The sequence below is a fragment of the Marinoscillum pacificum genome (genome assembly GCF_024714495.1).
In the GTDB taxonomy this organism is placed as follows: Bacteria; Bacteroidota; Bacteroidia; order Cytophagales; family Cyclobacteriaceae; genus Marinoscillum; species Marinoscillum pacificum.
In genome coordinates this window covers 292,416-317,205 of the sequence record NZ_JAMZMJ010000004.1, presented here as the reverse complement: position 1 = coordinate 317,205, position 24,790 = coordinate 292,416, and the positions used below count along the sequence as shown (strand labels likewise).

At 37.9% G+C, this 24,790-nt stretch carries 19 protein-coding genes and 2 tRNA genes; 5 read left to right on the top strand and 16 right to left on the bottom strand.

Annotated elements, in window-relative coordinates:
* Nucleotides 1-92: 92 nt before the first annotated feature.
* The 3 genes from NXS00_RS12605 to mobV all read left to right on the top strand — a co-directional run bounded on the left by NXS00_RS12605 (nucleotide 93) and on the right by mobV (nucleotide 2,588).
* A complete protein-coding gene (locus NXS00_RS12605) occupies nucleotides 93-842 on the top strand; it encodes a ParA family protein (protein WP_258099560.1) in 750 nt (249 codons plus the stop codon).
* Nucleotides 839-1,135, top strand: coding sequence for a hypothetical protein (locus NXS00_RS12600; protein WP_258099559.1), 297 nt, complete (start codon nucleotides 839-841; stop codon nucleotides 1,133-1,135). The genes NXS00_RS12605 and NXS00_RS12600 overlap by 4 nt, the downstream gene beginning before the upstream one ends.
* A gap of 568 nt (nucleotides 1,136-1,703) precedes the next feature.
* A complete protein-coding gene (mobV, locus tag NXS00_RS12595; protein ID WP_258099558.1) occupies nucleotides 1,704-2,588 on the top strand; it encodes a MobV family relaxase in 885 nt (294 codons plus the stop codon).
* A gap of 1 nt (nucleotide 2,589) precedes the next feature.
* On the opposite strand, the gene NXS00_RS26945 is transcribed toward mobV, so the two are convergent.
* The gene (locus NXS00_RS26945; RefSeq protein WP_373418665.1) at nucleotides 2,590-2,805 is read right to left on the bottom strand and encodes a helix-turn-helix domain-containing protein; all 216 of its coding nucleotides are present in this window, start codon (nucleotides 2,803-2,805) and stop codon (nucleotides 2,590-2,592) included.
* 96 nt (nucleotides 2,806-2,901) lie between these two features.
* On the opposite strand from NXS00_RS26945, the gene NXS00_RS12590 reads away from it, so the two are divergent.
* Nucleotides 2,902-3,342, top strand: coding sequence for a hypothetical protein (locus NXS00_RS12590; RefSeq protein ID WP_258099557.1), 441 nt, complete (start codon nucleotides 2,902-2,904; stop codon nucleotides 3,340-3,342).
* On the top strand, nucleotides 3,332-3,544 hold the full coding sequence (locus tag NXS00_RS12585; RefSeq protein WP_258099556.1) for a hypothetical protein: 213 nt from the start codon (nucleotides 3,332-3,334) through the stop codon (nucleotides 3,542-3,544). The genes NXS00_RS12590 and NXS00_RS12585 overlap by 11 nt, the downstream gene beginning before the upstream one ends.
* Nucleotides 3,545-3,688: 144 nt before the next feature.
* Here NXS00_RS12585 and NXS00_RS12580 read toward each other — a convergent pair whose 3' ends face one another.
* From NXS00_RS12580 to NXS00_RS12505, 15 genes are all read right to left on the bottom strand, one after another.
* Complete coding sequence (locus tag NXS00_RS12580; RefSeq protein ID WP_258099555.1) at nucleotides 3,689-4,522, bottom strand: DUF3037 domain-containing protein; 834 nt, start codon at nucleotides 4,520-4,522, stop codon at nucleotides 3,689-3,691.
* Entirely contained in the window at nucleotides 4,519-5,316 is a 798-nt protein-coding gene (locus tag NXS00_RS12575; RefSeq protein ID WP_258099554.1) for a HipA family kinase, read from the bottom strand. Before NXS00_RS12575 ends, NXS00_RS12580 begins: the two co-directional genes overlap by 4 nt.
* A 492-nt stretch (nucleotides 5,317-5,808) precedes the next feature.
* Nucleotides 5,809-6,387, bottom strand: coding sequence for a DUF2203 domain-containing protein (locus NXS00_RS12570; RefSeq protein ID WP_258099553.1), 579 nt, complete (start codon nucleotides 6,385-6,387; stop codon nucleotides 5,809-5,811).
* The gene (locus NXS00_RS26875; RefSeq protein WP_308709043.1) at nucleotides 6,380-10,747 is read right to left on the bottom strand and encodes a DEAD/DEAH box helicase; all 4,368 of its coding nucleotides are present in this window, start codon (nucleotides 10,745-10,747) and stop codon (nucleotides 6,380-6,382) included. Before NXS00_RS26875 ends, NXS00_RS12570 begins: the two co-directional genes overlap by 8 nt.
* Before the next feature lie 114 nt (nucleotides 10,748-10,861).
* Nucleotides 10,862-11,161 (bottom strand): hypothetical protein, encoded by a 300-nt coding sequence (locus NXS00_RS12555; RefSeq protein ID WP_258099552.1) that lies wholly within the window; start codon nucleotides 11,159-11,161, stop codon nucleotides 10,862-10,864.
* A 16-nt stretch (nucleotides 11,162-11,177) separates the two neighbouring features.
* Entirely contained in the window at nucleotides 11,178-12,548 is a 1,371-nt protein-coding gene (locus NXS00_RS12550; protein WP_258099551.1) for a restriction endonuclease subunit S, read from the bottom strand.
* Nucleotides 12,548-13,984, bottom strand: a complete 1,437-nt coding sequence (locus NXS00_RS12545; RefSeq protein WP_258099550.1) for a class I SAM-dependent DNA methyltransferase — start codon at nucleotides 13,982-13,984, stop codon at nucleotides 12,548-12,550. The genes NXS00_RS12550 and NXS00_RS12545 overlap by 1 nt, the downstream gene beginning before the upstream one ends.
* Nucleotides 13,985-13,986: 2 nt before the next feature.
* Nucleotides 13,987-15,663 carry a DUF262 domain-containing protein gene (locus tag NXS00_RS12540; RefSeq protein ID WP_258099549.1) on the bottom strand — a complete coding sequence of 559 codons (1,677 nt, stop codon included), beginning with the start codon at nucleotides 15,661-15,663 and terminating at the stop codon, nucleotides 13,987-13,989.
* A complete protein-coding gene (gene hsdR, locus NXS00_RS12535) occupies nucleotides 15,663-18,110 on the bottom strand; it encodes an EcoAI/FtnUII family type I restriction enzme subunit R (protein ID WP_258099548.1) in 2,448 nt (815 codons plus the stop codon). Before hsdR ends, NXS00_RS12540 begins: the two co-directional genes overlap by 1 nt.
* A gap of 381 nt (nucleotides 18,111-18,491) precedes the next feature.
* Nucleotides 18,492-18,944 carry a hypothetical protein gene (locus NXS00_RS12530; RefSeq protein WP_258099547.1) on the bottom strand — a complete coding sequence of 151 codons (453 nt, stop codon included), beginning with the start codon at nucleotides 18,942-18,944 and terminating at the stop codon, nucleotides 18,492-18,494.
* Nucleotides 18,937-20,889 (bottom strand): DUF262 domain-containing protein, encoded by a 1,953-nt coding sequence (locus NXS00_RS12525; RefSeq protein ID WP_258099546.1) that lies wholly within the window; start codon nucleotides 20,887-20,889, stop codon nucleotides 18,937-18,939. Before NXS00_RS12525 ends, NXS00_RS12530 begins: the two co-directional genes overlap by 8 nt.
* 1,010 nt (nucleotides 20,890-21,899) lie before the next feature.
* Nucleotides 21,900-21,985, bottom strand: a tRNA-Leu gene (locus NXS00_RS12520).
* 114 nt (nucleotides 21,986-22,099) lie between these two features.
* Nucleotides 22,100-22,172 (bottom strand) — tRNA-Gly (locus NXS00_RS12515).
* Nucleotides 22,173-22,288: 116 nt separating this feature from the next.
* Nucleotides 22,289-22,927, bottom strand: coding sequence for a hypothetical protein (locus NXS00_RS12510; protein ID WP_258099545.1), 639 nt, complete (start codon nucleotides 22,925-22,927; stop codon nucleotides 22,289-22,291).
* A gap of 54 nt (nucleotides 22,928-22,981) precedes the next feature.
* Complete coding sequence (locus NXS00_RS12505) at nucleotides 22,982-24,760, bottom strand: fibronectin type III domain-containing protein (protein WP_258099544.1); 1,779 nt, start codon at nucleotides 24,758-24,760, stop codon at nucleotides 22,982-22,984.
* Nucleotides 24,761-24,790 lie beyond the last annotated feature (30 nt).

The following is a 24,790-nucleotide window of genomic DNA, read 5'->3' as shown; positions in this document are numbered from 1 at the left end:
TCACCAATAACACTAGTAATACTGTATTCAAAGGGTAATACGGTGTTTACACAACATACTCACAATACACTATTAATTGAAAAACACTTACCATGAAATGCATAGTTTTTAACAACCTCAAAGGAGGCGTCGGGAAGACAACTTCAGCCATTAACACAGCTGCTTGCTTGAGTCGGGCAGGATATAGAACCTTGCTTATCGATATGGACCCGCAGGGGAACGCTTCTAAAAATCTCGGCATGCCTGAATCTGATTTTACAATCACAGATATACTTCTTCAGAATGCTAAAATTAAGGCCTTCAATGTGAGGGAAAATCTAGTTCTTATTCCAAGTTCTACTCAATTTGCCAGATTTGAAACCGAAGCAAAAGAGAAACTCCGGAGAGAAGAACTATTATCAAAGGCCATAGAGCCCATTAAAGATAAGGTTGACTTTATCATCATTGATACTTCACCCTCGGTGGGTTTAGCTACTGTGAATGCTTATTGCTGCGCTGATTATCTCATCGTACCAATGGAAGCGCAGCAATTTGCACTGGACGGATTAAATCAGGTCTTAGATCTCTATAAAGCCATTAGAGAACAGCTTAATAGTAATCTTGATCTCCTTGGTATTCTCTTTACAAGACACCGAAAGAATGTCATCCTAAATAAAGATCTGTACAATGCTATGACAGAGGCCTTTCCAGGAAAAACATTTGAGACTGTAATCAGAGAAAATGTGGCACTACGTGAGGCTCCGCATCATACTCAAACAATAGTTGATTATGACCTTGACTCTAATGGAGCCAAAGACTATGTCAAATTCACTCAGGAAGTTCTAAATCGATTGGGAATATGAAAAAAGGCAAATCATTTACTCTCGGAAACGATGCTGGAAAAAGTAATGATTTCTTGTCTGATTACTTACAACCAGGAAACACCAAAGAGGAGAAAAAATCTCAATCAAGCATTTCAGAAACTACAACCAGGCAGACTTTCATGATTAAGGTATCTAGCCTTGAGAAGCTTAAAAATTTCGTCCATACCAAACGTAAATATGAGGACTACAACTACAGTCAAAAACAAGCACTTGAGGATGCCTTTTCACTGCTCTTCGATACACTCGATCGTATCGAGGAGCGCCCGGAATAACCTACTTAACAAATCATCTATCATGTCATATAACAGCATACTTCCACTCACACTTTCAAACTACTTTGATACATTATTCCACCTATTTCAGTACTACACACTTTCTGTTTTTCATCATTCCTTTTTACCAACTGTTTACTACCCAGTCGGACCTGGTCTACCCTCAACTCAGGCTGACCTTCAACGCATCTTTCACCGTATATCATTCCTCCACTTCGACGAACCAACATCGCACCTATTTCCATTCGCTCCGTGCTTTACTTTGATTCAGACTTCCAGGATACTCAGACGCATCGTCTTACTTGTTTCGACTTTTGTACTACAACCTATCTACTGCGTACACATCTCCATGCAACACTGCTTTTTCAACATACCCAACAAGACAAACTACCATTCACTTTTTAACTATCGTCTCTTTCACCATCTACCATACACCTGACTCAACCATCGCGGGTTCCAGCTTTTCCTATGAGACCCGCTAGGAAAAGCTAGAATCCATCACTAGTGATTAGCTTCTTAGCTTTTCCTCTTAAGCGGGCCCTACGGGAAACAACTAAATCAAACTTCCATGAGCTTTCCAATCTGCAGAGTAAAAAAGATAACCTCAATGTCAGCACTTAATGGAGCTGAAGAACATAATGCTCGTCTCTATGAAGAGCATGGAAAAGAACTTCCAGCCAACATAAAACCCGAAAGAAATGGGCAAAGAGGATATACCTCTTATGAACAGTTAATGGAGGGTAAAAACTTGAAATCATCAATCGAAAAAAGGCTTCAAGAAGTGGGAATAAAGCCACGAAAAAATTCGGTAATTGCTCATGAATATGTCTTGGGAATTAGCAAGGATTGGTACGATAAGGCTAATTATGATGAACAGGGTATGTTGACCAATTTGGTGAAGTTCGTGGCTGACAAATACGGGCTTGACAATATCGCATCTGTGGCCTTTCACTTTGATGAAACAACCCCTCATGTTCACGTCATTACATTGCCCATTATTGAAAAGACGAGGAAGTGGAAAAATAGAAATGGACAAGGCGAGAAAACTGTCAAAAGTCTAAGTGGATCTGATTTCATTAATGGTAGGGATACCCTTAGAAAATTGCAGGATGACTACTTTGAATTTGTGAGTAAATATGATCGAAATGATGGAAGGATTTACAGAGGTATGCTGGTGGAAGAACAGGTGAAAGAATACGCCCAACGAACAAATCATCTGTTAGGTGAACTAAGAGATATTCAAGATCAAATCAAGGAAACTGTTCGTCATATAAAAGAAGGTATTGATGTTGATCTGAATAAGGAGAAATTAACCAGACAAGAGCAGAAATCGGAGCAACTGATTGATCAAATCGAAGAGATTAAAGTTGATTCTGAAAAAGCAGAGAAAAAATTAGACTTTAGGAAAGATCAGAACAAAGGTGATGGTTGGAAAAAGGGCTTTGACTTCTGATTCAAAAGTCATGAAAGAATTTGGATAAGCTTGTGTTCAAGACATTACAAATCTTACTTAGATTTTCAACAGATGGTGAAATAATACCTCGCTCAATTCGGGAGATATAAGACCTATCTAGATCAGCTTGGTTAGCAAGCATTTCCTGACTCAGATTATTATTAGATCTGAGGTTCATTAGACGTTCTCCGACTTGTTTGCGAAAATCACTTTCCATTGAGAAAGTGAAGCTATCGGAGCCAAATCAATATATTTGAGGATTATAATCCTCATTTTAATTATGAAAGAAGACCGTAAAATCATTAGGAACTATATGAAAAAGATTGATCAGAAACTGGAGTGTGTCGTAATTCCTTTATGCTTTGACCCACAGCGTCCTTCGGAGCAAATTGCTTTTATTGATTATCATGAAGCGAACGAGTTCTGTCATGAGACATCATATGAACTGAAGGAGTTGATTCTCTATTTGCCTCAAAACTCGAATATTGGTAAGGAGGATATTGAGAATAATGCTAGCTATTGGCGAAGACACCGACCAATTGTCAAGGATCAATCATTAAAAATTGAGGATCATATCATCAACTTTAGAGTAGTAAATGATGGAGTGATCTACTTGATAGATCCTAAAGGGAAAAGCACAAAAGAGCTAATGGCTTTAAAGGGCTCTAAAGAGCTGATCTCTGAACGCAACTACTGGTGGGATGAAATGGATGAATTTACGTTCAAACTCAAAGTGCACGGCAATGGAGATTAAATGTCAAATTAATGGTAAAGAGTACACAAAAGCAGAGATTTTTTATCTCGAGACTCTGGTTTCTGAAATGGAAAGGGCTAACGATCTTACGGCTACAGCTGGAGAAGTTGTTCTTACTGAAATCACTGAACTGGACTTAGGTCGAGTGGATGAGTATTGTCAACGGATGGTACTCAATAAGGTGTTTGGCTCTGGTCAGTAAGCAACTACTTAGAAGGAGTAAAGTAGCAAACCCTTTTGGGAATGCTACCTCATTTTGTGTTTACCATGGATACAAATCCTTGATTCGATTTATAATGATTTGATCTTATCTGCCGATTAGATTATTAAGTAACCAAGGAAGTATTTAAAAATCACTATCTCTTAAGTATGCAATAGTACGATCTGCATATTGCTCAATTCGATTTTCTTCTATGATCTCTTTATTAACCTTAAGATCACTTAAAATATCCAGAGCACGGTCATAATCCTTGAAAGTACTTTTCTCAGTTGGCCGAGCTAATAACAAATCAAACCTAGAGTTGCGTTGTTCTGCGAACTCACGAAAATGATTCAAATACCCAACAGACTGAGCAATCTTATTATTAATTTGACCAGAATCTTTATAATCGAAACTTATTGCTTTTACCAAGTTAGTTGTACCGTTTTGCCATTCAAAGTCAATTTTGAATGATAGATGGTTAAACTCGATTTCTTGGTCTTTTTTAATTTTATTCTCAATACCTCTCCATTGGGAAAGTGATCTAAACAATCTTGATTTAAGATAGACTTCATCATGCCTTTCCTCTCTTGATGTTTCACTGAATAGGTTAGGCACAAATCCAGTTATAAACCTTTGAATACTATCAGAAACAAGTGCAGGCTTGAATTCACCAAACTCCAATGAGGTATCATCTGGCCGTAGAATGAATGATCTAGGGTCTACTTGATCTTCAATTATCAACTGAAACTTCTGTGCATTTAACTCATCGGTTTTTTGCTTCAATGATGTTAAATATGTTTTGAGAAAACCAGGTCTAAAATCAGAGTATAATATGCTCAAGCGAGATAAATCACTTGGAATGAATAGCTCGAACTCTCTACTATCTACTTTCTCTACCAATACCCCAACATTCAGAATTTCATTAGAAACCCTGGAATGGATGTACTTTAATATTGAGTAGTTAATTTTAGTTTTCATGAGATCACACTCTTCAGCACTCTAATAAACAAACCATGATTTGCTTTCGCAAATTCCAGAAAACTTTTGATATCAGCAAAATTACCTGAATGAACGTCCAAATTTTGTAATTGTTCATGGTATGGATCCAGAATATTTGTATCTAAAGTTCTCAATAACTCCTCAAAGGTCTCGAAGTAACTCTTCTTCGTGTTGTTGTTTGCTTTACTTAGTAACTCGTAACAAATGTGACCATGAATTTGCGGATTGCCTGGATTGGCATTTCTGATATTATTCTGAGCATCTGTCATATTGCGGAATCCTAGTTCATGATCAATAAGCATTATTCCATCATCTCTGTAAAGAACGTTTGGTTTATTATGTTGACGATCTACGTTGTTGATCAACTGATCAAAAGCGAAAAAAGTATCTATGGCAACTCTTTTCTTAATTTGATCCTTGTGGAGTTTTTTCGAATAGGCAAGAGAGCCTTGATAGTACTTGCAGCCAAATTTTACTCCAAACCCTTTTTCTTCAATTTCTGCTTGTTGGTCAGGCGGAAAACTGAAAATGTTTTCTTGGTTCAAATCAAATAATGCCACTTCGGGTGTAGAAAGATCAAACTCTCCAGCCAAAATAGAACCAAAAACTTCTGCGGCAGTAAAACTATGTTCTAATTCTGCTTCTTGTGAGAAAAGTTTGATTACATATTCTTCATAAGTATCATTAATCAATGCTCGTATTAACCAAGGCTTGTTTCGTCCACCTTTTTCAAGCAATTCTAGGAAGGTTATATCATCATATATGGGCAGCATTTTCTCTTAGTTAATCATTGAATTGATTATCAGGTAGATATAATTTAATCCAATTTAGTCAGTGTTATTTTAATTTCCATTCCAGAATCATTAATGCTTGCAATCAACTCATGTATTGATTTCTCAAACTCATTGAGACTTCCTTCACTTTGTGAGTCTTGACCAAAAACTAAATATTGAAATGTAGAGTAGTATCACTTCCAAAATTAGACTTTTCCCGTTTTATATCTTCAATCCTGAACATTCGCTATCATTGGAAATGATGATGTATTCTTCGGAGAAATATTCATCAGAATATGATATGGCAAGGTGAAACTAAAAGTCTTTATTTGGTTCCTTAAACTATTTGATGATCAAATAGCTTGAATTCTTCTTGGGTAAATCGACCAATGTTTGTTACACTCTCAACAACTTGGAGACAAAAATTCCTTTCCTGGCTTCCAATAATTGGTGCTTCTTTAAAAGTCATTTTGGGATGTTTATGTACGAGCTTTATTTCAAAACGAAAATCAGTACAATCACAACAACCAACAAACCAACGGATACGAATTGAAGCGTTTTATTGAACTTCACTGACTCATTCAGTTCATTTATCCTCTGATTGTTTTCTCTCTCTATTCTCAGGATATCATCTTTCAAAGTAGTAGTAACTCCTTGCAGATTGTTAAAGCCTGAGGAGATATTGCTCACATGACCTGAAATAGAGTTTAAACGTGCTGGAAAATCTATCAGATTAATTTGATCAATAAAGTCGTGATTCTCCTTTAATTGTCCATCAAGCTTATCTGCAAATGCTTTAATAGTCTCCATTCTCTCTGTAAGGGAATCCGTTAAAGAAGATACATTCTTACTAATATCTGATGCACTTAATTGAAGCTCATCAACAAGTTTATTTCTAAAATCGGTTTCCAGAGTTTGAATTTGAGCTATCAAGTTTTTATGAAGATCCGGAATGGTCTTAGCTGCATCAACAGCCTGATTAGCTCTGGCCACCAGGTCAATAGCCGGTGATAGTTTTTCAAGTTCCTTATGTAAGAGATCTATCGATGAGGTTATTTCTTCGCTAAGCATAGTTTAAGCCTTTAGTAAATTGATTTGAAAATTTAGAAGTCCACTGGGCATAATACTTTATTCTGAAGGTAGAGCGAACAGTAGATAGAACTTCACGAACGAGTTTGTTATTAATATGAGATAGTATTTTCTTTTCGATTAAATCAAATTGTTCCATCACAGAAAGATCCGCCTCTTCTTGTTGCCAACGAACCAAGCCATCCAGAAGCTCTTTCTGAGCCTCTTTAAGTAAACCTTGTGTGTTTTCTGATAAGACTATCAAGGCATATGCTTTGAGTATTCTAAATCCTGCATGGTCAGGCAATACTCTTAGCATTCTCATACAAGCTCCTCTAAGGTGTTTGATGTTGGTTTTTAGAGATGCAGTTCTATCCCATTCTGTCAAATCCAGGTATTTGTTGATAAGGTCAAAAGTGTTCATTTCCTTATCATCGAAAAATGAAGCAGGAGTCTTTTCACCATCATCTTTTAATGCAAAATTGTTCAGTCGAGAGTACTTGGCATTGAAGTAGTAATAGATATGATCTTTGATTTCACTATTCTGCTTAAATGGATCCTCAATCCTTAGAGCCGTCTCACAAAGATTGATCATATCATCAATGGCCTGTGCTCTCTTGTCAGCTATTTGACCATAAACAAAGTCTGTGAGATAGTTGATACAGACACCTATCTCTGTTGCTTTTCCATTCTCGATAAGTGGATCGTACTCTTGATGTAATCTTTCTATTTGAATTTCTGCAAAGCCTCTGGATGTATATCTTGTTATTAGTAAGCCAAGATTTTTGAAATACTGATCAGGTTTCTTCTTTATTGCCGTGACGTAGTAAATATGGTTTTGAAAATCAACTGTATAGTCATCTATCACACCAATGGAGGCCAATCTGTAAATAGCTTTAGCTGTGTCAGACTTATCTCTAGGGAGATAATATGCTCTTTCAAGCGTCTCATCCATTAACTCAACTAGAAGATTCTCCGAATCTGTCAGTGAATGTATGAATTGATCAAATGTCGCATCATTCTCAACGGCATTTGATAAGGTATTACTAATGGACTCTTGTGAGAGTTGGTTTTCCAGTAACAACTTCTTTATAACAGGGACGGTAAGTACCTTATTAAAATGGTCGGCGTTTAATATGAAAATCCTATCTACTTTTCTCGAAACATAGGTATTAGAGAACGCAATTTTCATCTGAATTTCTTCACCATAGCTAGCTTCTAATAGCCTGGTTTCAATTCCAGAGGCGGGCTCTATTCCTACGGTATCTTGCAGCCAACTGCTACGACTATCAATACTCTGGCTTTCTATTCTTGATTTAATTAGAGCTGCGATTAGAGTGAGATCATTGCTATTGATGGATCTCAATTCATGAGACGAAGAGAAAGCTAAGGATTTCAAATCCATTCGTCCGAGGTAGGAATTATCCTCTGCATCATTTAGATAAAGTGTGTTGTTGTTTATGTTTAATTTAATATTTGCCTTGTCAAGTCTCTCAGCAATCTCCACCTGAAGCAGATGCAATCTTGAAGCTGACGGATAAGTGATTTTGTTTCTTAACTCATAGATTACCTGACGTTCCTTTATTTTACCTTTAAAGGATTTCCTATGAAAGAAATCCAATACTTCACGGTCATTAAAAAATTCGTTATCATCCTTTAAGTGAACTTTTGGGCTATAGAATACGGCTGAAATAGAAAGTTTTTTATCCCTACCTGCCCGACCAGTTTCCTGTACAAAAGATTCTATTGAACCAGGTACGTTGGCGTGTACTGTGGCTCTTACGTTAGGCTTATCTATCCCCATACCAAAAGCTTTCGTTGCAACCATAATTGATTGCTCATTAGCCAGAAACTTCTCTTGATTTTCAAAAGAGGCCCTGTCTATCTCCTCTGAGTTCACAGAATCACTAGCACCCATGAAAGTGCCTATTGATTCAGAAGGAATGTCTTTTTCGAATATTCTTGCAAATGATTCTACACCTAATGCTCCAGTACGATGCGGACAGAAAACTACAATTGCAGAATTAAAAGATGTCTTTTCTATTTCTGTAGACCCTACTTTTTCAACTTTTGAATCCTTATTGAAGGTCTTATCATCTAAGCCAAGCCGTTTTAATTGATCTTGAATATATTCCTGATCACTTGTTATCTTTCTTATGCTATCTGGTAGATAAGAATCGAAGCTTGTTTTTAAAATGTCCGGTAATGCGGGTTGAAAAGAAGTGAGTCTTGATTGGAGATCTTGGATCCATCTTACAGCTGCTTTTTGCTTACGCTCTCCAATTTCTGATCTAATAGCACGAGGGTTTAGATTCTCCAATTTGTGTGAAGGGATCGATGATTGAAGAATTTGATAGTTCACTTCATCTCTCACTGTATTTTCATAGCGGACTATGGCATTGCCATCATCTTCCTGAATCTCCAGCTCTCTTTCTATATCTGCCAATACATCGTAAGATGCTGTAGCGGTGAGACCAAATAATGGAATACTCTTTCCTGTCTTGGTTTTGGTGAATTGAACAATGTTTTTGCCTAGTTTCAGATAATCTGCACGGAACTCATGCCCCCATTCACTCACACAGTGAACCTCATCTATTACGGCATAAGAGAAATAAAATTCGTTTTGAGTAGCTTCAAAAAGACTATCTCGGAAAGATTTGATCACATAACGTTCCGGAGATACGAAGAGGAATTGAAGTTGCCCCTCGGTGAGTGATTTCTGTATATATCTTCTTTCAGAACCGGACTTACTAGAGTTGACAAACTCTGCTCTATTGATGCCAATTTTGACCAGGCTATTGTACTGATCCAGCATCAACGATCTAATAGGGTCAACAACTACTGTAATCCCCGGCTGCATTAAACTAGCAAGCTGATAAGTAAGTGATTTTCCACCACCTGTTGGCAGGAGTCCAATGACAGATTTGCCCCTTAAGGCTCTGTTTAATATGGGTAATTGACCAGGTCTAAACTTCCTTTTTCTGAAAAAGAGCTGAATGAAATACTCCAGGTTATCAACAGTCTGCGGAATTTCTTCATATTCTTCATTGTCTTTTTCAACCACCAACTCTTTATACTTAATGGATTCGGCTGAAATAAATGAATGTTTTTGAGAGGTGTCTTCATAGTGGCTGTTGCCGATGACTATTAGGGAATTATGTTTAACCTCTGGAGTATGCCTAACGGTGAAAAAACGTGAGAGCAACGTAATATCCAAGACCAAATCAAACCCATCTGCCTTGAATCCACTGATTAAATTAGTTGGTACGCCTAAATGCAAATCATGATTTACAAACTCCTTGCTGGAGTAAATAGACAATTCTATTTGTGGAATCTCTATTGATTCATCAACTAAACTATTTAGGCGTGACAGTAATTGCTCCAAATCTTGAATGGCTAATGCAGCACATGGCAAATCTCGTTCAATAACCGCTAGTTTAAGTTTGCCTTTAAGACTTTTTGCTGAGACACTCATCAGATACTTTAGTATCAGATACTGGATGCGACCAACACCAAGAGGTGTAAGCATGAGAAGATAGTAATTGAGTAGATCATCTAGTCCTTTTGAAAAGTTTGTTTTCAAGATTTTCAGATAATCTTCTCTAGAAATAGTTCGAAGGAAAGAATAAACATCCTGGAAGAGTGTGTCTTCCCTAACGTGCTGTGTATTGTTGGGCAGCTCAGCTAGTTCAAAATCCTTTAATGCATCAATTTTGAGATCATGATAACGCCTGCCATCTACTTCTACAATATACTTTTTTTGGAAGCGTACCTCGGTATCTTTTTTATATCGATTTTGCCTTACATCGTTATCGAAATAAGGGATTTGTAAGCTAAAATCAACTCGTCCCAAATTGCCATTTGAAGCTCCAAGGGTGTTTCTTGCCCTCTGAAAATCTAGTACCAACGGGAGGTAGGATTCAGACTCAGGAATGTACTTGAATAAGAAGTCTCGCTCAAATGTAGAATCAAGAACATCCGTATTTACATAATCTCGACGATTCTTCTTCCTGGAGTCGATAGGGTGAAGGGCCCGAACTACGCTGTTGAGATCAAAGGATTCACTTCTGCCAAATTCAATTTCAAACTCATTAGAATTTTCCTGAGTCAGACCAGTTGATTTTGAAAGTGCAGATTCTAAAAAAGGACTGGCTAAAGTAGGAGTACCCCGAGAAATGATATTGAAGGCTACGGCATAGACACTACTGACAGATGTGCTCGGATCGAGATGGAAATTTGCGAAGTAGTCAAAAGTGATCAATGAATCAATCAAACCTTCCATCTTGAGCTTCTGAGCATCTTCGAAACCTCTCACTCCATCTAATACTGGTTTAGAGATATATCCTACTTTGCCTTGCTTCATGTATTATTAATCCATTTTTAGAATGAATACAATGTTTGCCACACTTTCACCTTTCTCATGTTGTTATTCCTCGGGGTAACTATATGGTATAGAATAGTTGAGAGAAAAGACAAATCAGGAATAATTGCAAGAAGTTGCTTTACACTCCATTGAATATGGGCGAAAATTCATCTTGGCATCTTGATATATTTTAAGAAGCTCACTGTATGCATTATTTGCTTTTTTTGAATTGATGATGATATTTTCTGATCCTGCCATTAGTATGGTTAAAACATCTTTCTTTTCCTCAAAGATTATGTTTTGGATATTGTCAAGATTAATAAATACACGTTTCACTCCATTTCTCCAGATCATTTCTGCTCCAAAATAGGAAGCACGAAAGCCTGTAAATTCTTCTTCGTTAATTTCTATCATTGTTTAAAGGTTTAGTTCAGTTTTTGCCATACTCCCCCCTTTCTTCTGCGGCTATGCTGAGTGGTGGTTCCGGATTCGTATAGCTTTTGTCTTCTGACTCAAATGCCTCCTTCAGCACAGCTTGCATGAGGTGCTGGGCATGTTGTTCACTTTGGGTGATTTCGGTTTCCAGGGCACGACACTTGTCCATCAGGGATTCTACTTTATGGACGATGGCTTCAATTTCTAATAATGTTGGAAGCGGAACAACAATATTGAGCACCATTGGTCTATCGATTCCAGGAATTAAACTTTTAGCCTCGTCTTGAAACAAGCTTAGCTTAGTAGCAAGTAAATATTTGATATATGAAAGATCTATGATACCACTCCTTATTGCCATTAATTGTCTTGCAATATGTACTTCCTGATGATCTAAAAAGGCCATCTTACCAACCCCGGACCCTTTGCATGTCAACAATAGATCTCCATTCCTGGCAATAGATCTTGGTGCTTTTGTCCAACGATTCAATATCACCTTTTCATCCTTCAAATTGCTGGCACCAGTTAAATATGGAACTCCTTCTTTATTATCTTCTGAAAACCCACTTTTATCGAAATCCTGTCCTGAGATTAACTCGATTATTTCTCCCAACCGACACCACACCCAGCCTTCGGGAAGATCGAATGGGATTTCATCTGCGGTGATGGGTGGTAGTGGTTTTTCTTTCTTGATCTTCTTCTCGTCGATGAGTTTTTGTTTCTCGGATTTGATGCGCTCTAGTAAACCACTGGCGGGTTCCACATTAGGGTTTTGTACACGCCAGTCTGTGGTGAGCTTACCCTGGATGGCTTCCTGAAGTATGGATTGTTTGAGTTGTGAAAGGAGCTGCTTTTGGGTTTGGATTTCAGTAAGGCAATTATTCGAAATTTTTGATAATCCCTTATAGCGCTTAACCATTTTAGCTTGATCTGAAATAGAGGGAAGATCAATTTTGTGATTCAAAAACCTTGTTTCATCCAAGTATTTTCTATGGGTGGTTCCGGCACTTGATTCCTTGCAAATTTCAATGAAATTGTAGGAATGGGTAAAGTAGAAAAACCATTCAGAATCTACCAAAGAAGTATCCACCCTGTATGTCCAAAAATTACCAGTGATAATAGCTCCATCTAATTCTTGTGGAATTATACCAAAGGCACCATATCGAGCGTCTATTTTTGATAGAATAAAGTCACCTCCATTAATAACAAACTGTTTTTTTGTACCAATCCTAGCGCCAATTTCTGTATCTCTTAGATATACTCCCTGATGATTGGTCTTTATCGTAACACGCTTATAACTTGTCGAATCATCCAAATCGATTGGATTTTTTACTCGCCGAAGAAAATCTGAAATTGTGTAAGATTTCATCAGCTGAGAAGGTTTTCTAATTCTGAGATGTAACCATTTGATTTCGAAATCGACTTTTTCAATTTCTCTAAAGCTTGACTTGTGGATAAGACTTCTTCTTCATCTACTTTGCTAGGATTCTTGATGTCCAGATCCCAGTTTTTGAGGTCTTCTATTTTCACCTTCCAGGCTTGTTCTCCTTCTTCACGGTTTTCCCACCACTTGATCAGCGGTGCAAACTCATCAAACTGGATGGGCTTGGTCTTGGAGTAGCTTTTCTGTCCTTCGGGTAGTCGGTGTTCATAGTACCAGATTTCTTCTGTTGGGCTGCCTTTTTCGAAGAAGAGCAAGTTGGTGCTGACAGTGGCCGGGAAGAACGTACTCTGGGGCAAGCGAACAATGGTGTGCAGGTTGGTGTCGGTCAGGAGCTTTTCGCGGATGCGGGCTTTTACGCCTTCACCAGTGATAGATCCATCGGGCAAGACGATGGCACAACGGCCATTGGGTTTGAGCAGCTGCAGCATCAAGATTACAAAGAGATCAGCAGATTCCTTGCATCGGTAGCTGGCCGGGAAGTTGGTTTCTACTCCTTCGGCTATGCTTGCCCCAAATGGTGGATTGGCCAGGATCACGTCCACCTGGTCTTTTTTGCCAATGCTGTTGTATTCTTTTTTGAGACTATCCATGTAGTGATAGTCCGGCACATCCATCTCGTGCAGGATGAGGTTGGTGAGTCCCAGCACATATGCCACCGGCTTCAGCTCCCAACCTGTGATGCTTTTTTGGAGGATGTGTTCGTCATCCACTGTTTTCACATATTGCTCTCGCACATGGTCTATAGCTGCCGTGAGGAAACCACCTGTCCCTGCGGCCGGGTCCAGGACTTTTTCACCAAGCTTCGGATCGGTCATCTGGGTCATGAGCTGTGTCACCGCACGAGGCGTGTAGTACTCGCCTTTGTTGCCCGCATCACGGAGTTCCTGAAGGATGCTCTCGTAAATGTTGCCAAAGATGTGTTTGTCCTCCGAGCTGTTGAAGTCTATCTCATTCAGCTTATTGATGACCTTACGCATCTCATAGCCGGACTTCATGTAGTTATTAGAACCTTCGAACACTTCCTTAACTATGGCTGCACGTTTAGGGTGTGCTGGCACATTTAAGTTTCTCAGTGAAGCAAAAAGACCCAGATTGCTTTCTGCATTACTATCAATGAAGTCTAATAGTTCGTCTCCGGTGATTCCTTCCGGATCAGATGCCCAGTTGCGCCACTGGAATTTCTCAGGGATTACAGAGATGTAATTGTCTTTGATCACCTCCAGCTCCTGGTCTTTGTCATCCATGATTTTGAGGAAGAGCATCCAGCCGAGCTGCTCCAATCGCTGAGCGTCACCAGAGATACCTCTGTCCTGACGCATGATATTCCTTACGCTACTTACAACTGCACTTACGTTGGCCATATTTATTCTGATTCTTCAGATAATTCGAATTCGATGTTTTCTTCTATTATGTCTTTATCTTCAAGTGATTGATTATCTGCATATTCACCCACTCTTACTTTACTATATATTGCATTTAAAATCATCTGCCCACGAGTTTCTCTGAACTTTTCATAGTCATCAGCTAAAGCATAATTAAAAGCCTCAGTGGAAATGAAATGACTATCCAAGTCTTCACCAATATTATTGTTTTCATAGGCGTAAGCTTTTAAATAATCAGATGGGAATTTGTTACTTATTTCTCGATTTAGTCGGGCAGATATGAGTGCAAAATTCAGCAAACTATTAATCCCTTTAGCATCCGTATTGAATGATTCTTTGAGGGAATATGGGAAGAAATGATGATTTTCCTTACCATTGGACTTTGATATATTGGATTTGTCCAGAATAACAATTTGTCCATTGTCAAAATCTTTAGGATTGTTCAATGCCATTAAGCATAGAACCCCGTTCTTTACCACGGAATTATTTTGCATGCTAACCCTGGAAAGCTCTTTTAATGTAAGAGTAACGCCAAATATATTCTCAGTTAAGTTTCCTGAAATTAATGATTTGATCCAGTCAGCATCTTCCTTCATTTTTGTCAAACTAGAACTTGAGTAATGTTGGGAGAAAGTAGCCGTCCAAAACCAGTTTTCAATAAATGGTTTATGCTCCTTCTTGACAGCTTTATTTCCTGAATGATAGAAATACAGCTGTAGGACTGGCAAAAATGAATTATAAGGCAAAAACGTCACAAAACGAACTCCAAATCCTTTAACAAAATCCATGGAGAGTTTAATGGATTCTGTGGTCTGTTTCCAGTGCTTTTCACATAATTCATGATTAAGCTTTAACTGGTTTTGATTTCGGCAATCTCCGAAACTATTTAATGCTAAAGCTTGCGTAAAAACTTCATTCTCAATTCCTCCAAATGACTTAATGTTTTCTTCGGAATTGAATTCTTTGATTTTGTCTCGCAAGTCAAAAGATGGAGCCCATGTACTTGCATGTACTAAATCAAACAAAGAAAGTCTCTTACCTCCCTGATTGATTCTTTCAAATATGTCTACAACTTCTTCTAAGTCCATTTTCAGCGTCTTAATTATACTAATTGGATAATCGCTGAAAACTTGCAAGCATTCACTCCATACTTCAGAGTAATTGGTATCATTCTCTACATCATATAGAGTATACTCTTTTAAAACTGCTCCATATTCTTTTGTGTCAAAGAGTTTGAAAGCAGGTATGTTATGCTTTTCTGTTTTTAATCTTGGGATTTGAAATTCAGCCTTTTCCAAATTAAAACAGATTGAAGCATAGTCTGTATTGTTCAGATTTTTACCTCTTAGAGCCACATATAAGGATGTGATCCTTTGTTGGCCATCAAGGATAAAGCTGTACAGGTTGGATTCTGGATCAGTTGGCAAGTTTAGTCCATCAATTTCCCTTGAAAAGTTCTTGTATTGCTTATTTGCCATCCAAATGAAGAAAGAACCGATAGGGTATTGAGCATATATACTGTTTAGGAGTTTTACAATTTTGGACCTCTCCCAAACATACCCACGTTGAAAACGTGGGATTTTCATATTGCCGTTTTCGATTTCTCCTATTACTTTTTTTAGGTTCCAGTTGTTGATTATTTCAATCCGTTGTTCCATTAAGCAGATTCGTAAAGTTCTTTTTCTAATTCTTTTAAAGCCTCCAGATATTTGGATTTGTCTCCGAAAGCCTTGATTAATTCCAATGGTGTGCCAAGCTTATTAATGGGAGCCATTTTGAGTACTTCAGTATTCTCGATGGTCACTAGTCCATCTACGGCATATTTGTCAAGAAGACTTTCCAGAACAGCTTGTGCTTTTTCACCATATTTGGTGAAATAGTTTCTTTTTTTGACGTTTTCTGCTCTCTCTTTTCTAGTCAGAGGCTTAGCTTCAAAAGCCACATGACAGATCAAATCAAATGGGTCAAAGTCTTTACCAACCTCTTCTCGGAGTGCTTCAAACAAAATTCCTTGTTCTTCTAACTCTTCTATGATGGCCTTTTTTTGATCAGCAGCATTCCAACGATTCAGGAAGTCTTGAAGAGAAGCAAACTGTTCGGTGATGTTCTTCTTAGAATAATCTTTTAAGTCTTCTGTGATCAACTTACCAGTAGCTGGATCTATGTATTGAACCCTTTCATTAACAACCTGTACACGAACTCCATCAACTCTGATTTTTTCGAATGGTTCATTAACAGTTGTGCCTCCTAATTCTATATTGGGATATTCCTGGGGTTCTGGGAAATCAACAGGCTCTCCATCGACAATATCAATAACCTCTTCATCAGGTTGATTATCCTCAACATTGTCAAGATCATCTCCTTCTCCAAACTCTTTGACCATCACTGGATCTCCATCGAAATCCGAATCCGCAAAAAGGTTTGTAGCATTTCTGAAATCCATGATGGTAAAGTAGGATTTGCCGTATTCTTCATTGATTCTAGTGCCACGTCCAATGATCTGTTTGAATTCGGTCATTGATCCTATGTTGCTATCCAGAACAATCAATTTACAGGTTTGAGCATCTACTCCAGTTGTCATCAATTTTGAAGTAGTAGCTATCACAGGGTACTTTTCTATTGGGTTGATAAAGCTATCAAGCTCACGCTTACCCTCTTCATTATCTCCCGTGATCTGCATGATGTACTTGTTGTTTTTAGCATACAAATCAGCATTTGCATTTACCAAAGCCGTTCTCATTCCTTCAGCATGCTCTATATCTACACAGAAAACAATGGTCTTTGCAAACCGGTCATGACCTTTTAAGAACTCAGTAATCTTGGCAGCGACTAACTTCCTTCTTTCGTCAACGACTATGTTTTTGTCAAAATCTGTTCTGTTGTAAATGCGGTCTTCCACAGGATTACCGGATTTATCCAAATAATCTTTAGGCGGTCTCCAGCCATCAGCATCAATATCAAGGGTTATTTTAACTACCTTATATGGAGCCAAGAAACCATCATCTATTCCTTGCTTTAGGGAGTATGTATAAATTGGTTTGCCGAAGTACTCGATGTTAGAAACTTCTTTCGTCTCTTTTGGAGTGGCAGTCAACCCAACATGTGTGGCATTGCTGAAGTATTCAAGAATTTCACGCCATTTACTATCCTCTTTGGCGGAGCCTCTATGACACTCATCAACTATAATTAGATCAAAAAAGTCAGGGCTAAAATCTTTGAATGCATCTGGAATTTCAGGATCTGAATTACTCAACCCCTGGTATAGTCCCAAGAAAATGTCATAGGCTTTATCTGAAGAGTCAATACCTCTCTTGTTGTTAGAAACCAATGTTTCTTTTCCATCTATCACCTTTACTTTTTTCTTGATGACCGACATAGCATCTTTGAAATGGCGAAAGTCTCCTCGAACTGTTTGGTCTACCAGTGCCGTGCGATCAGCAAGGAAGAGGATTTTTCTCTTGGCTTTCGATTTGAAAAGTCTGTAGGCAATTTGAAAAGCGGTATAGGTTTTTCCAGTGCCAGTTGCCATTACCAACAGAATGCGATCTTGCTTTTTAGCCACAGCCTGAACTGTTCGGTTGATGGCGATCTGTTGATAGTATCTTGGCGTTCTACCTGTTCCATCCTGAAAATAATCCTGAGCAGCTATATGCTCTGCCTCTTCCGTTTCGAGCCCTTTATATTTTCGGTACTTGGACCATAATTCATGAGGTGATGGAAACTGATCCATTGTCAGTTCCTTTTCTATATCACCATCTATTGCGGTCTTGTCATGGAAATAGAAACCGTCACCATTACTACTGAAAACGAACGGTATATCCAATGTGTTGGCATAGTTCAAAGCTTGTTGAATCCCACTCTTAATCGTATGAGTATTATCCTTTGCTTCAATAATGGCTATTGGAATATTGGGTTTGTAATAGAGGATATAGTCTGCAAACTTTCTCTTACCCCTAGCAGTCATTTTCCCCTTCACATAAATACGGCCATCTGTGAAATAGATTTCTCTGCCAATTTGTGTAAGTTCATCCCAACCACTCTTAGTAATGGATGGGGTAATGAACTTTGCTTTAATATCGGATTCTGAAAGTCCTTTCTTATTCATACCTTTTGGATATCTAAAAAGCGTTAGCTCTAGCAGGATGAATAAATCTTAGATTTAAAATAGGGGTTTTAAGAGTTAAACAGTTTCCGGCGATGGTTAACGTTTCCGTTAAATCTAATGAAATCCGTTTAACTGTACTTAAATAAATCGGCGAACTGGCAGATTTGTCTAATTAACATATATTGACAGGCTATTGGTGTCCAAATTATGCAAACATATTGATTACAGTTAGGATGGAAATTATAGATATTGAGAATGATTTTGTAGAGTGATCGGGTTTTATTTTTTGATCTTTATGGAATACTTATTTGTAGTTCATCTGTCTCTATAGGTTTTAATTTTTGTATTTATTGGTAATAAAAGACCTTGTTGATAATGTTCTCAAATAGAATATGACTCCAACTCTAGGGTGTCACCGGCAAGTTCACAAATAGTAAACCTTTTACTGTTATATTCGACCAATACACCATATCGATAATTGTATTGTCTTATCAGTGCATCAATTTTCACTTCATCTTCTTCAGTTATTTTCTTTTTCTTGCATTCAAAGGCTATTTGATTATTGTCGTCAGTTCCAATTTCGTGAATGACAATATCGGGCCGCAAGCGCTTTGTTTCTCCTTCTATCGTTTTGTAGTTTTTATCTCCGTCAATATGCTTATCATATTCTGGCTCTACAGTGATTTTCTCTACTTCAAAATAATCTCTTAAATAAGTGATGAAGCGTTCATTGATTGTTTCCTCACGAACTTGCTTCTCAATCAGTATCCCATAATTTCTATAAAGACTGGTTAAACAATTTTTAATAATTTCAATAACTTCTTGCCTATTCATTATCCTTTAAATAGAAGTAACTAGATCTTTTTTCATCCCATGCACTGAAAGAGTTGATGGTGTCAAAGTTTGTTGATGACTCTGAAGGAAGTTTCCATCTTGACAGAGCAAAATTGACTAAATCGATTTCTCTTTTGTCAATAAGGCTTGTAGCTATGTCTGCAAAGTATCTATTGGTTTTTTTTTGCCTCCAGGAATCAACATAAGTTATTGATTGGTTCAAATAATCAGATAGATCAACTACTTGACGCATTGAGTAGAGGTTGTTTTCTATCAAATACTTGACCTTATTCTGAATGTCGTCATTTTTTAATTGTATGTTGCTTTTGAGTCCTAGAAGCACAAAGTTGCCTAGTCGTCTTTTTTCACGAATGTCTGATGAAAAATGATCAGCTCTATTTTTAGAAGCCCAAATATGTTCAATTGATAAGTAGTCGTTACCCTTATCATCTTCTGCATCTTTTCTCTTGATAAGTATTTTCTCTATGTCCCAGCTTTCATTTTTCTGTAGATGTAAATGTTCTTCATAACTAGCTAATAGATATCTTATTCCGTTCCAGTGATAATAGTCTATGGATTCTCCATCATCAATTGTCAGAGATTCTATGAAGGTGGTTTCTGGACAAAGTGTTTTGATGCATTCGTCAAATTCGAGATTCAACCAATCGAATTCATTTCCATGGACTTCCTTGTTGCCAAAAGAGGTAAAGTATTGATCATCATCAGATTCAGAATCCCAGTCCTCACTCCAATAGAAGTCATGAGCCCACCAAAATAAATCACCTTGTTTGCTGTCAGCTCTAGCTACTCTTTTATTTGGAATTACATAAATCCTGAAATTCAATATTTCAAGCTTACCGAGGAGCTGACTTACTTCATTTGGTGAGTCATAAACTCGAGACATTAGCGCTAAGTATAAAGGTAGAATGGAAGCGTTGACCGGGTGACACCTTAATCGACTTAGAGCTTCTGCAATTTGAGGCTTGTTTGGTCCATCGTATTTCTGGTTGAATAAAGATCCGTCCCTAAAATACGCATAGTGTTTTGCGGCCTGACAGATAAAATCTATAAAACTCGAGATTTCCTCGATTTTCTCATCAATCTTCTCTGTGCTTTCCGGGCGGTACCTATTCTTCAGTTCGTCATAAACATCCCAGCTTTTAGATTTGTTGGATGAGTAATAAACTATATAGCAGTTTCTGAGATATCTATTCTCTGCTTCATTGTTTGTTATGCCAGCACTATTAAGAAATTCCAGGATTATTCCCCAAATATCATTGACTTGATTTTTAAGTTTTTTGTTATTGTGAATGGTTGCATAATAAATGAAGTAATTCTTGATTTTTTCTAGCTCGGATAGTTCTTTGCCTCTGTTATTGATTACTTCGAACATTATCCCTATCTCATTAGTATTTTGAGGGGAAAAGCAAATGAATCCAAGTTGGTTGGTTATTATTTGAAGTAATTTTTCGTGGGGGATGTTGGTTTTCGATAACCATTCATTAAAAAATGCTTTGGCGTTTTTAAGGTTGGCTAGAGACTTGATCTTGATTTCAAGGTGCTTTTTGTCCTCAATAACTGATTCCTTAAAGAAGAAGTTTGTCTCCTTGTTGGTTTCAAGAACATATTCACCATCTCGATAAAGAAATTTGGATTCTATCTCCTTAAATTTTGTTTCATTAGTGCTATACAGGCATTTCAAAAGTATGATTAATGTTGTTAGCCTTTGCTGACCATCAACCACATCATATCTATTAGTTAGACTATTTGAGGTTATTACAATTGTTCCCGTGTAATGTTTATGTGACTTGTCTTGGATGTGGTCTATATCCTTTATTAAATCAGTCAATTGTCTCTTTCCCCATGAGTATCCTCGTTGGTAGTCTGGAATCTTGAAAAGTTTATCGGAAACAATGTCGTTAAGTGTTAATAAATCTTTAATCATGATGGGTATATTGATGGCGATTAAGTTATAAGCCAAACAATATAGTTATATCCGATTCTTTTTTCTTATTCAATAATCAAAATACCCAGAATTGGGTATGATGTATGCTTCTTTGGTGGGCTTCAAAAAATTGATCGAATGAAATCGCGAAAAGGCGTTGAGTTTTTTGAGCCAAAGTGGCTTGGCCGATAATAGCCTATTCGTTTTCAGTAGTATTCTCAAGAAAACCCATGGCAGCCCAGGAATGGAAATAGTAAAATGCCCAAAATTGGGAAGTGATTTAAATTATTGTTCGAAAGATTAGAAGACACAGTAATGAAAGCGTGATAACGATTGAGAATATCAAGGGCAACCAAGAAGAAATTCCGAATTTTGAATGTTGATTGTTAATCATTTCTGTAAAGCCTGATATGTTAGAATACCTGTTGTGTATTTCAAGTATGCCTTCTGATTTACAGATCTCATGCCTCAAGTAGTTCATTCTATGAACACACTGCCTTCTCCTTTTAAAAATTCCGATCTGAGCTATAGTTACAATTAATCCCAGGGATATTAATAAAACTAAAATTAGGACTACCATTAATTGATTGCTAAGCAAATCAGATGTTAATTCTGGCTTGACCAAAAATCCAATAAAAAATATTGAAATGATAGTCACAAAAAATTTCAGAACGTCCAGGTTGTGCTGAAAAGTATACTTATAGTTGTCATAAGTTAATTCATATTCCTTAATCAAGAATATCATATTATTTTATCTTTTGCTTTGAAAGAAATATAATCAATCTATTGATAGGGCTTCAAAAAAAAGTCTGTCATTCTGTACAAACAATTCGTTTTCGCCAATATACCTTAAAGTATCCTTGGCCGTCAAGGCCGAAAAGGGAGAGAAATTTGGATTTTTTTGAGGCATTTGGCGACTCTGAATAAATACTTGAAAAAAGTTTTGCCACCAAAATTGCCACCTGTAAAAAACAAAAGCCTGATAACCAATGAGTTATCAGGCTTAAATGTACCTCGGGCGGGACTTGAACCCGCACGACCTTTAAGGGTCACAGGATTTTAAGTCCTGCGTGTCTACCAATTCCACCACCGAGGCGTCCACCTATTTTTGTCTAGGTGTGGCATTGCTGCCAATTTCGTGGTGAGAAAGCTACTTCCTAGCCTTGCATTTAAAAAATAAAAGCCGCTTTTGTGCGGCTCTTTTTTATCGAGCGGGAGACGGGATTCGAACCCGCGACCCCAACCTTGGCAAGGTTGTGCTCTACCAGCTGAGCTACTCTCGCTTATCCCTCTCGTTCAAAGGGACTGCAAATTTAAATGAACACTTGAATTTTGCAATGCCTTAGAAAAGAAATTTTCACTTTTTTCAACACTAATTTTTCAATGCCCACACTTCCAATCATTTACGACGTATAAAAAGTGCTAATTTGGCTAATTTTCTTCGATTTAGACTGGTCAATCCTATTAGAGCAATAATGATAAGCAATAAATAATAGGTCATCATTTCATCCCCACTTTCAGAAATAGATGCTTTTTGCTCTACTGGTTTGGTGAAGCTAATCGTCGTTTGAAAATTATTTTCTTCAGTTAACACTACGTGATCAACATTACCTAGTGCTGGGACTCGCAAAATATTTTGCTGATGATCGTTTTCAGCCAGACAGCTGATTGAAACGTCAATTGATTCTGGCATATGGTGCAGTTTTGAAAGAACAAACTTCACATCACTTTGATGATTGCCAAGCCTTACTCCTCCTTCTTTTAGGTTCCAATGTGAGCCATCAGATAGTCTAATTTCGATGTGACTCTTTACATATTCTGCAATTGCTTCTTTGTAAGATGCTGTGTTTTCAGCAATGATTCCGGGATGAACTTCGCTAATGGCTGCATGTAAACCACTTTGGGCAAACGATCCTTCTAATATCCAGACATGATCTAACTGCCTCAAACTATAGGAAGCGATGGTCGGATTATGAGCATAAGCCAATGTTGTAAGAGCTATAATAAATAGGGATAAATAGGTTTTTAGATGTTTCAAGACTTTGTTATTTAAAATCAAGGTGTGGTCGTGATCACACCTTGATTGATTCTGTTATTGTACTACAAATGGATTAGAAACGGCTGCACCCTTGATGCAAGGAGGCATGTTAGGGGCCTCGGTCTGACTTGCATGGTAGTGGTATACTCCATCAGGATACTCATCAGTTGCTGCGAAGTGGCCATTGCAATTATCCAAATCGGTAGGTAAACTGCCATCACTGTCAGTATATGCATAAATCGGGTACCCATCTTTTGCGAAACCTGACAAAGCACTTCCATCTTGAGTGATATTGGTACACGAGATTTCTGTTATTTGGAAGGCATTCAATACTTCATTCACTGATTGCGGAATGAAATGCCAGTGGTAATAGCCAGATGGATCGTGATGTCCACCACAAGGATCCAATGAAGGGATATTCCCGTTACCCATTTGCCCTGTTGTCACGGATGGAGGATCTCCATTCATTGGTACACCATCTAAGGACACACCTATAAGTTCTACACTTTCTATTTGGTTTGGTGAGCTTAGATCTTCTGGAATGGCTGGAATTGTGAATTTCAATACCAGGTTGTCATTTACCGCAGGCTGAAGACAATAGTCAAAGTTTGGATTGTCTTGCGAACTGAAGTCACTCACACGAATATTGCCTTGATTATCAATGATGTCATACCCATCATTTTCCATCGCTTCGAAAAGCTCTCTTTTCATTACCTGGAATCCTGCGTTTGTCTGACCATCATAGATTCCCATTCCACCAATATCATCAACAGTGGCTGGACAGAATGGCCCATCATCAGGAACTCCATTAGCAATGAATGTTAATTCATAACATTTAGTAGAAGATCCATTTTCCAGCGTACAGTCTACTAGTTTGGCTTCTACTGTGAAGTTGTCACTATTAAAAAGACTAGGATCTAAGGTGTATTCGGTAGTTGAAGATCCAGATCCTGTTTCAAAACTGAATGTGGATTCAATACTTCCGCCTTTTCCGTCTTCGGCAATCACTCGACCATTATAGGTGGTACTTGCGGTCAAAGTTTCCAATGTGTAGCTCGTTTGCGATAAACCTTCTGCAACTACATTTCCTGCTAGACGAATAACATAAGTTACGTCATCACCGTCTGGATCTATAGAAGCTGTCCAGTTTAGTTGAGCAGTCGACTCAGTAACATTATTTACTGTTACAGAAAATGCGCCCGGATCATTGTTTTCTGCTGATATAGTCGTAAAAGAGTAGCTGGTAGAAGACATCCCACCATTTCCGTCTGCTGCTTCGATAGTTCCACTGTATTGAGTATCCGCCATCAATTCAGTAAAGTTGTAACTCAACGCATTAAGGCTCTCAGCTACTACTTGTCCATCTAGATATACTGTGTAGGTAATGTCATCTCCATCTGAGTCTATTGCTGCGGTCCATTGTAATACGGCACTTGAAGCTCCAATCTCTAATACTTCTGCTGTAAACGTAGAAGGGTTTTGGTTTCCATTCGTCACAAAACTGAATGACGCTTCAGAAGTACCTCCATTACCATCAGAAGCGATGATTTTACCGGAGTAATTAGTGTCTTCACTCAATGAGGACAATTGGTAAGAAGTACTGGTTAATTCTGAATCTACAATACCATTTCCAAGTTGAAGTTCATAGGTGACATCATCCCCGTCTGGATCAGTTGCAGCAGACCAGTTGATGTTTGCACTGGATTTGGTGATATCGGACACAGTAGCAGAAAAGCTTCCGGGGTTTTCGTTGATTTCTTCCTCTCCTGACTCATCTGTACAGGCAAAACAGCATGCTCCGAAGAACAGTAGGGCTAATAACTTGTCTTTCATCGGTTATTTAGTTTCGGTATAACTCCAAAA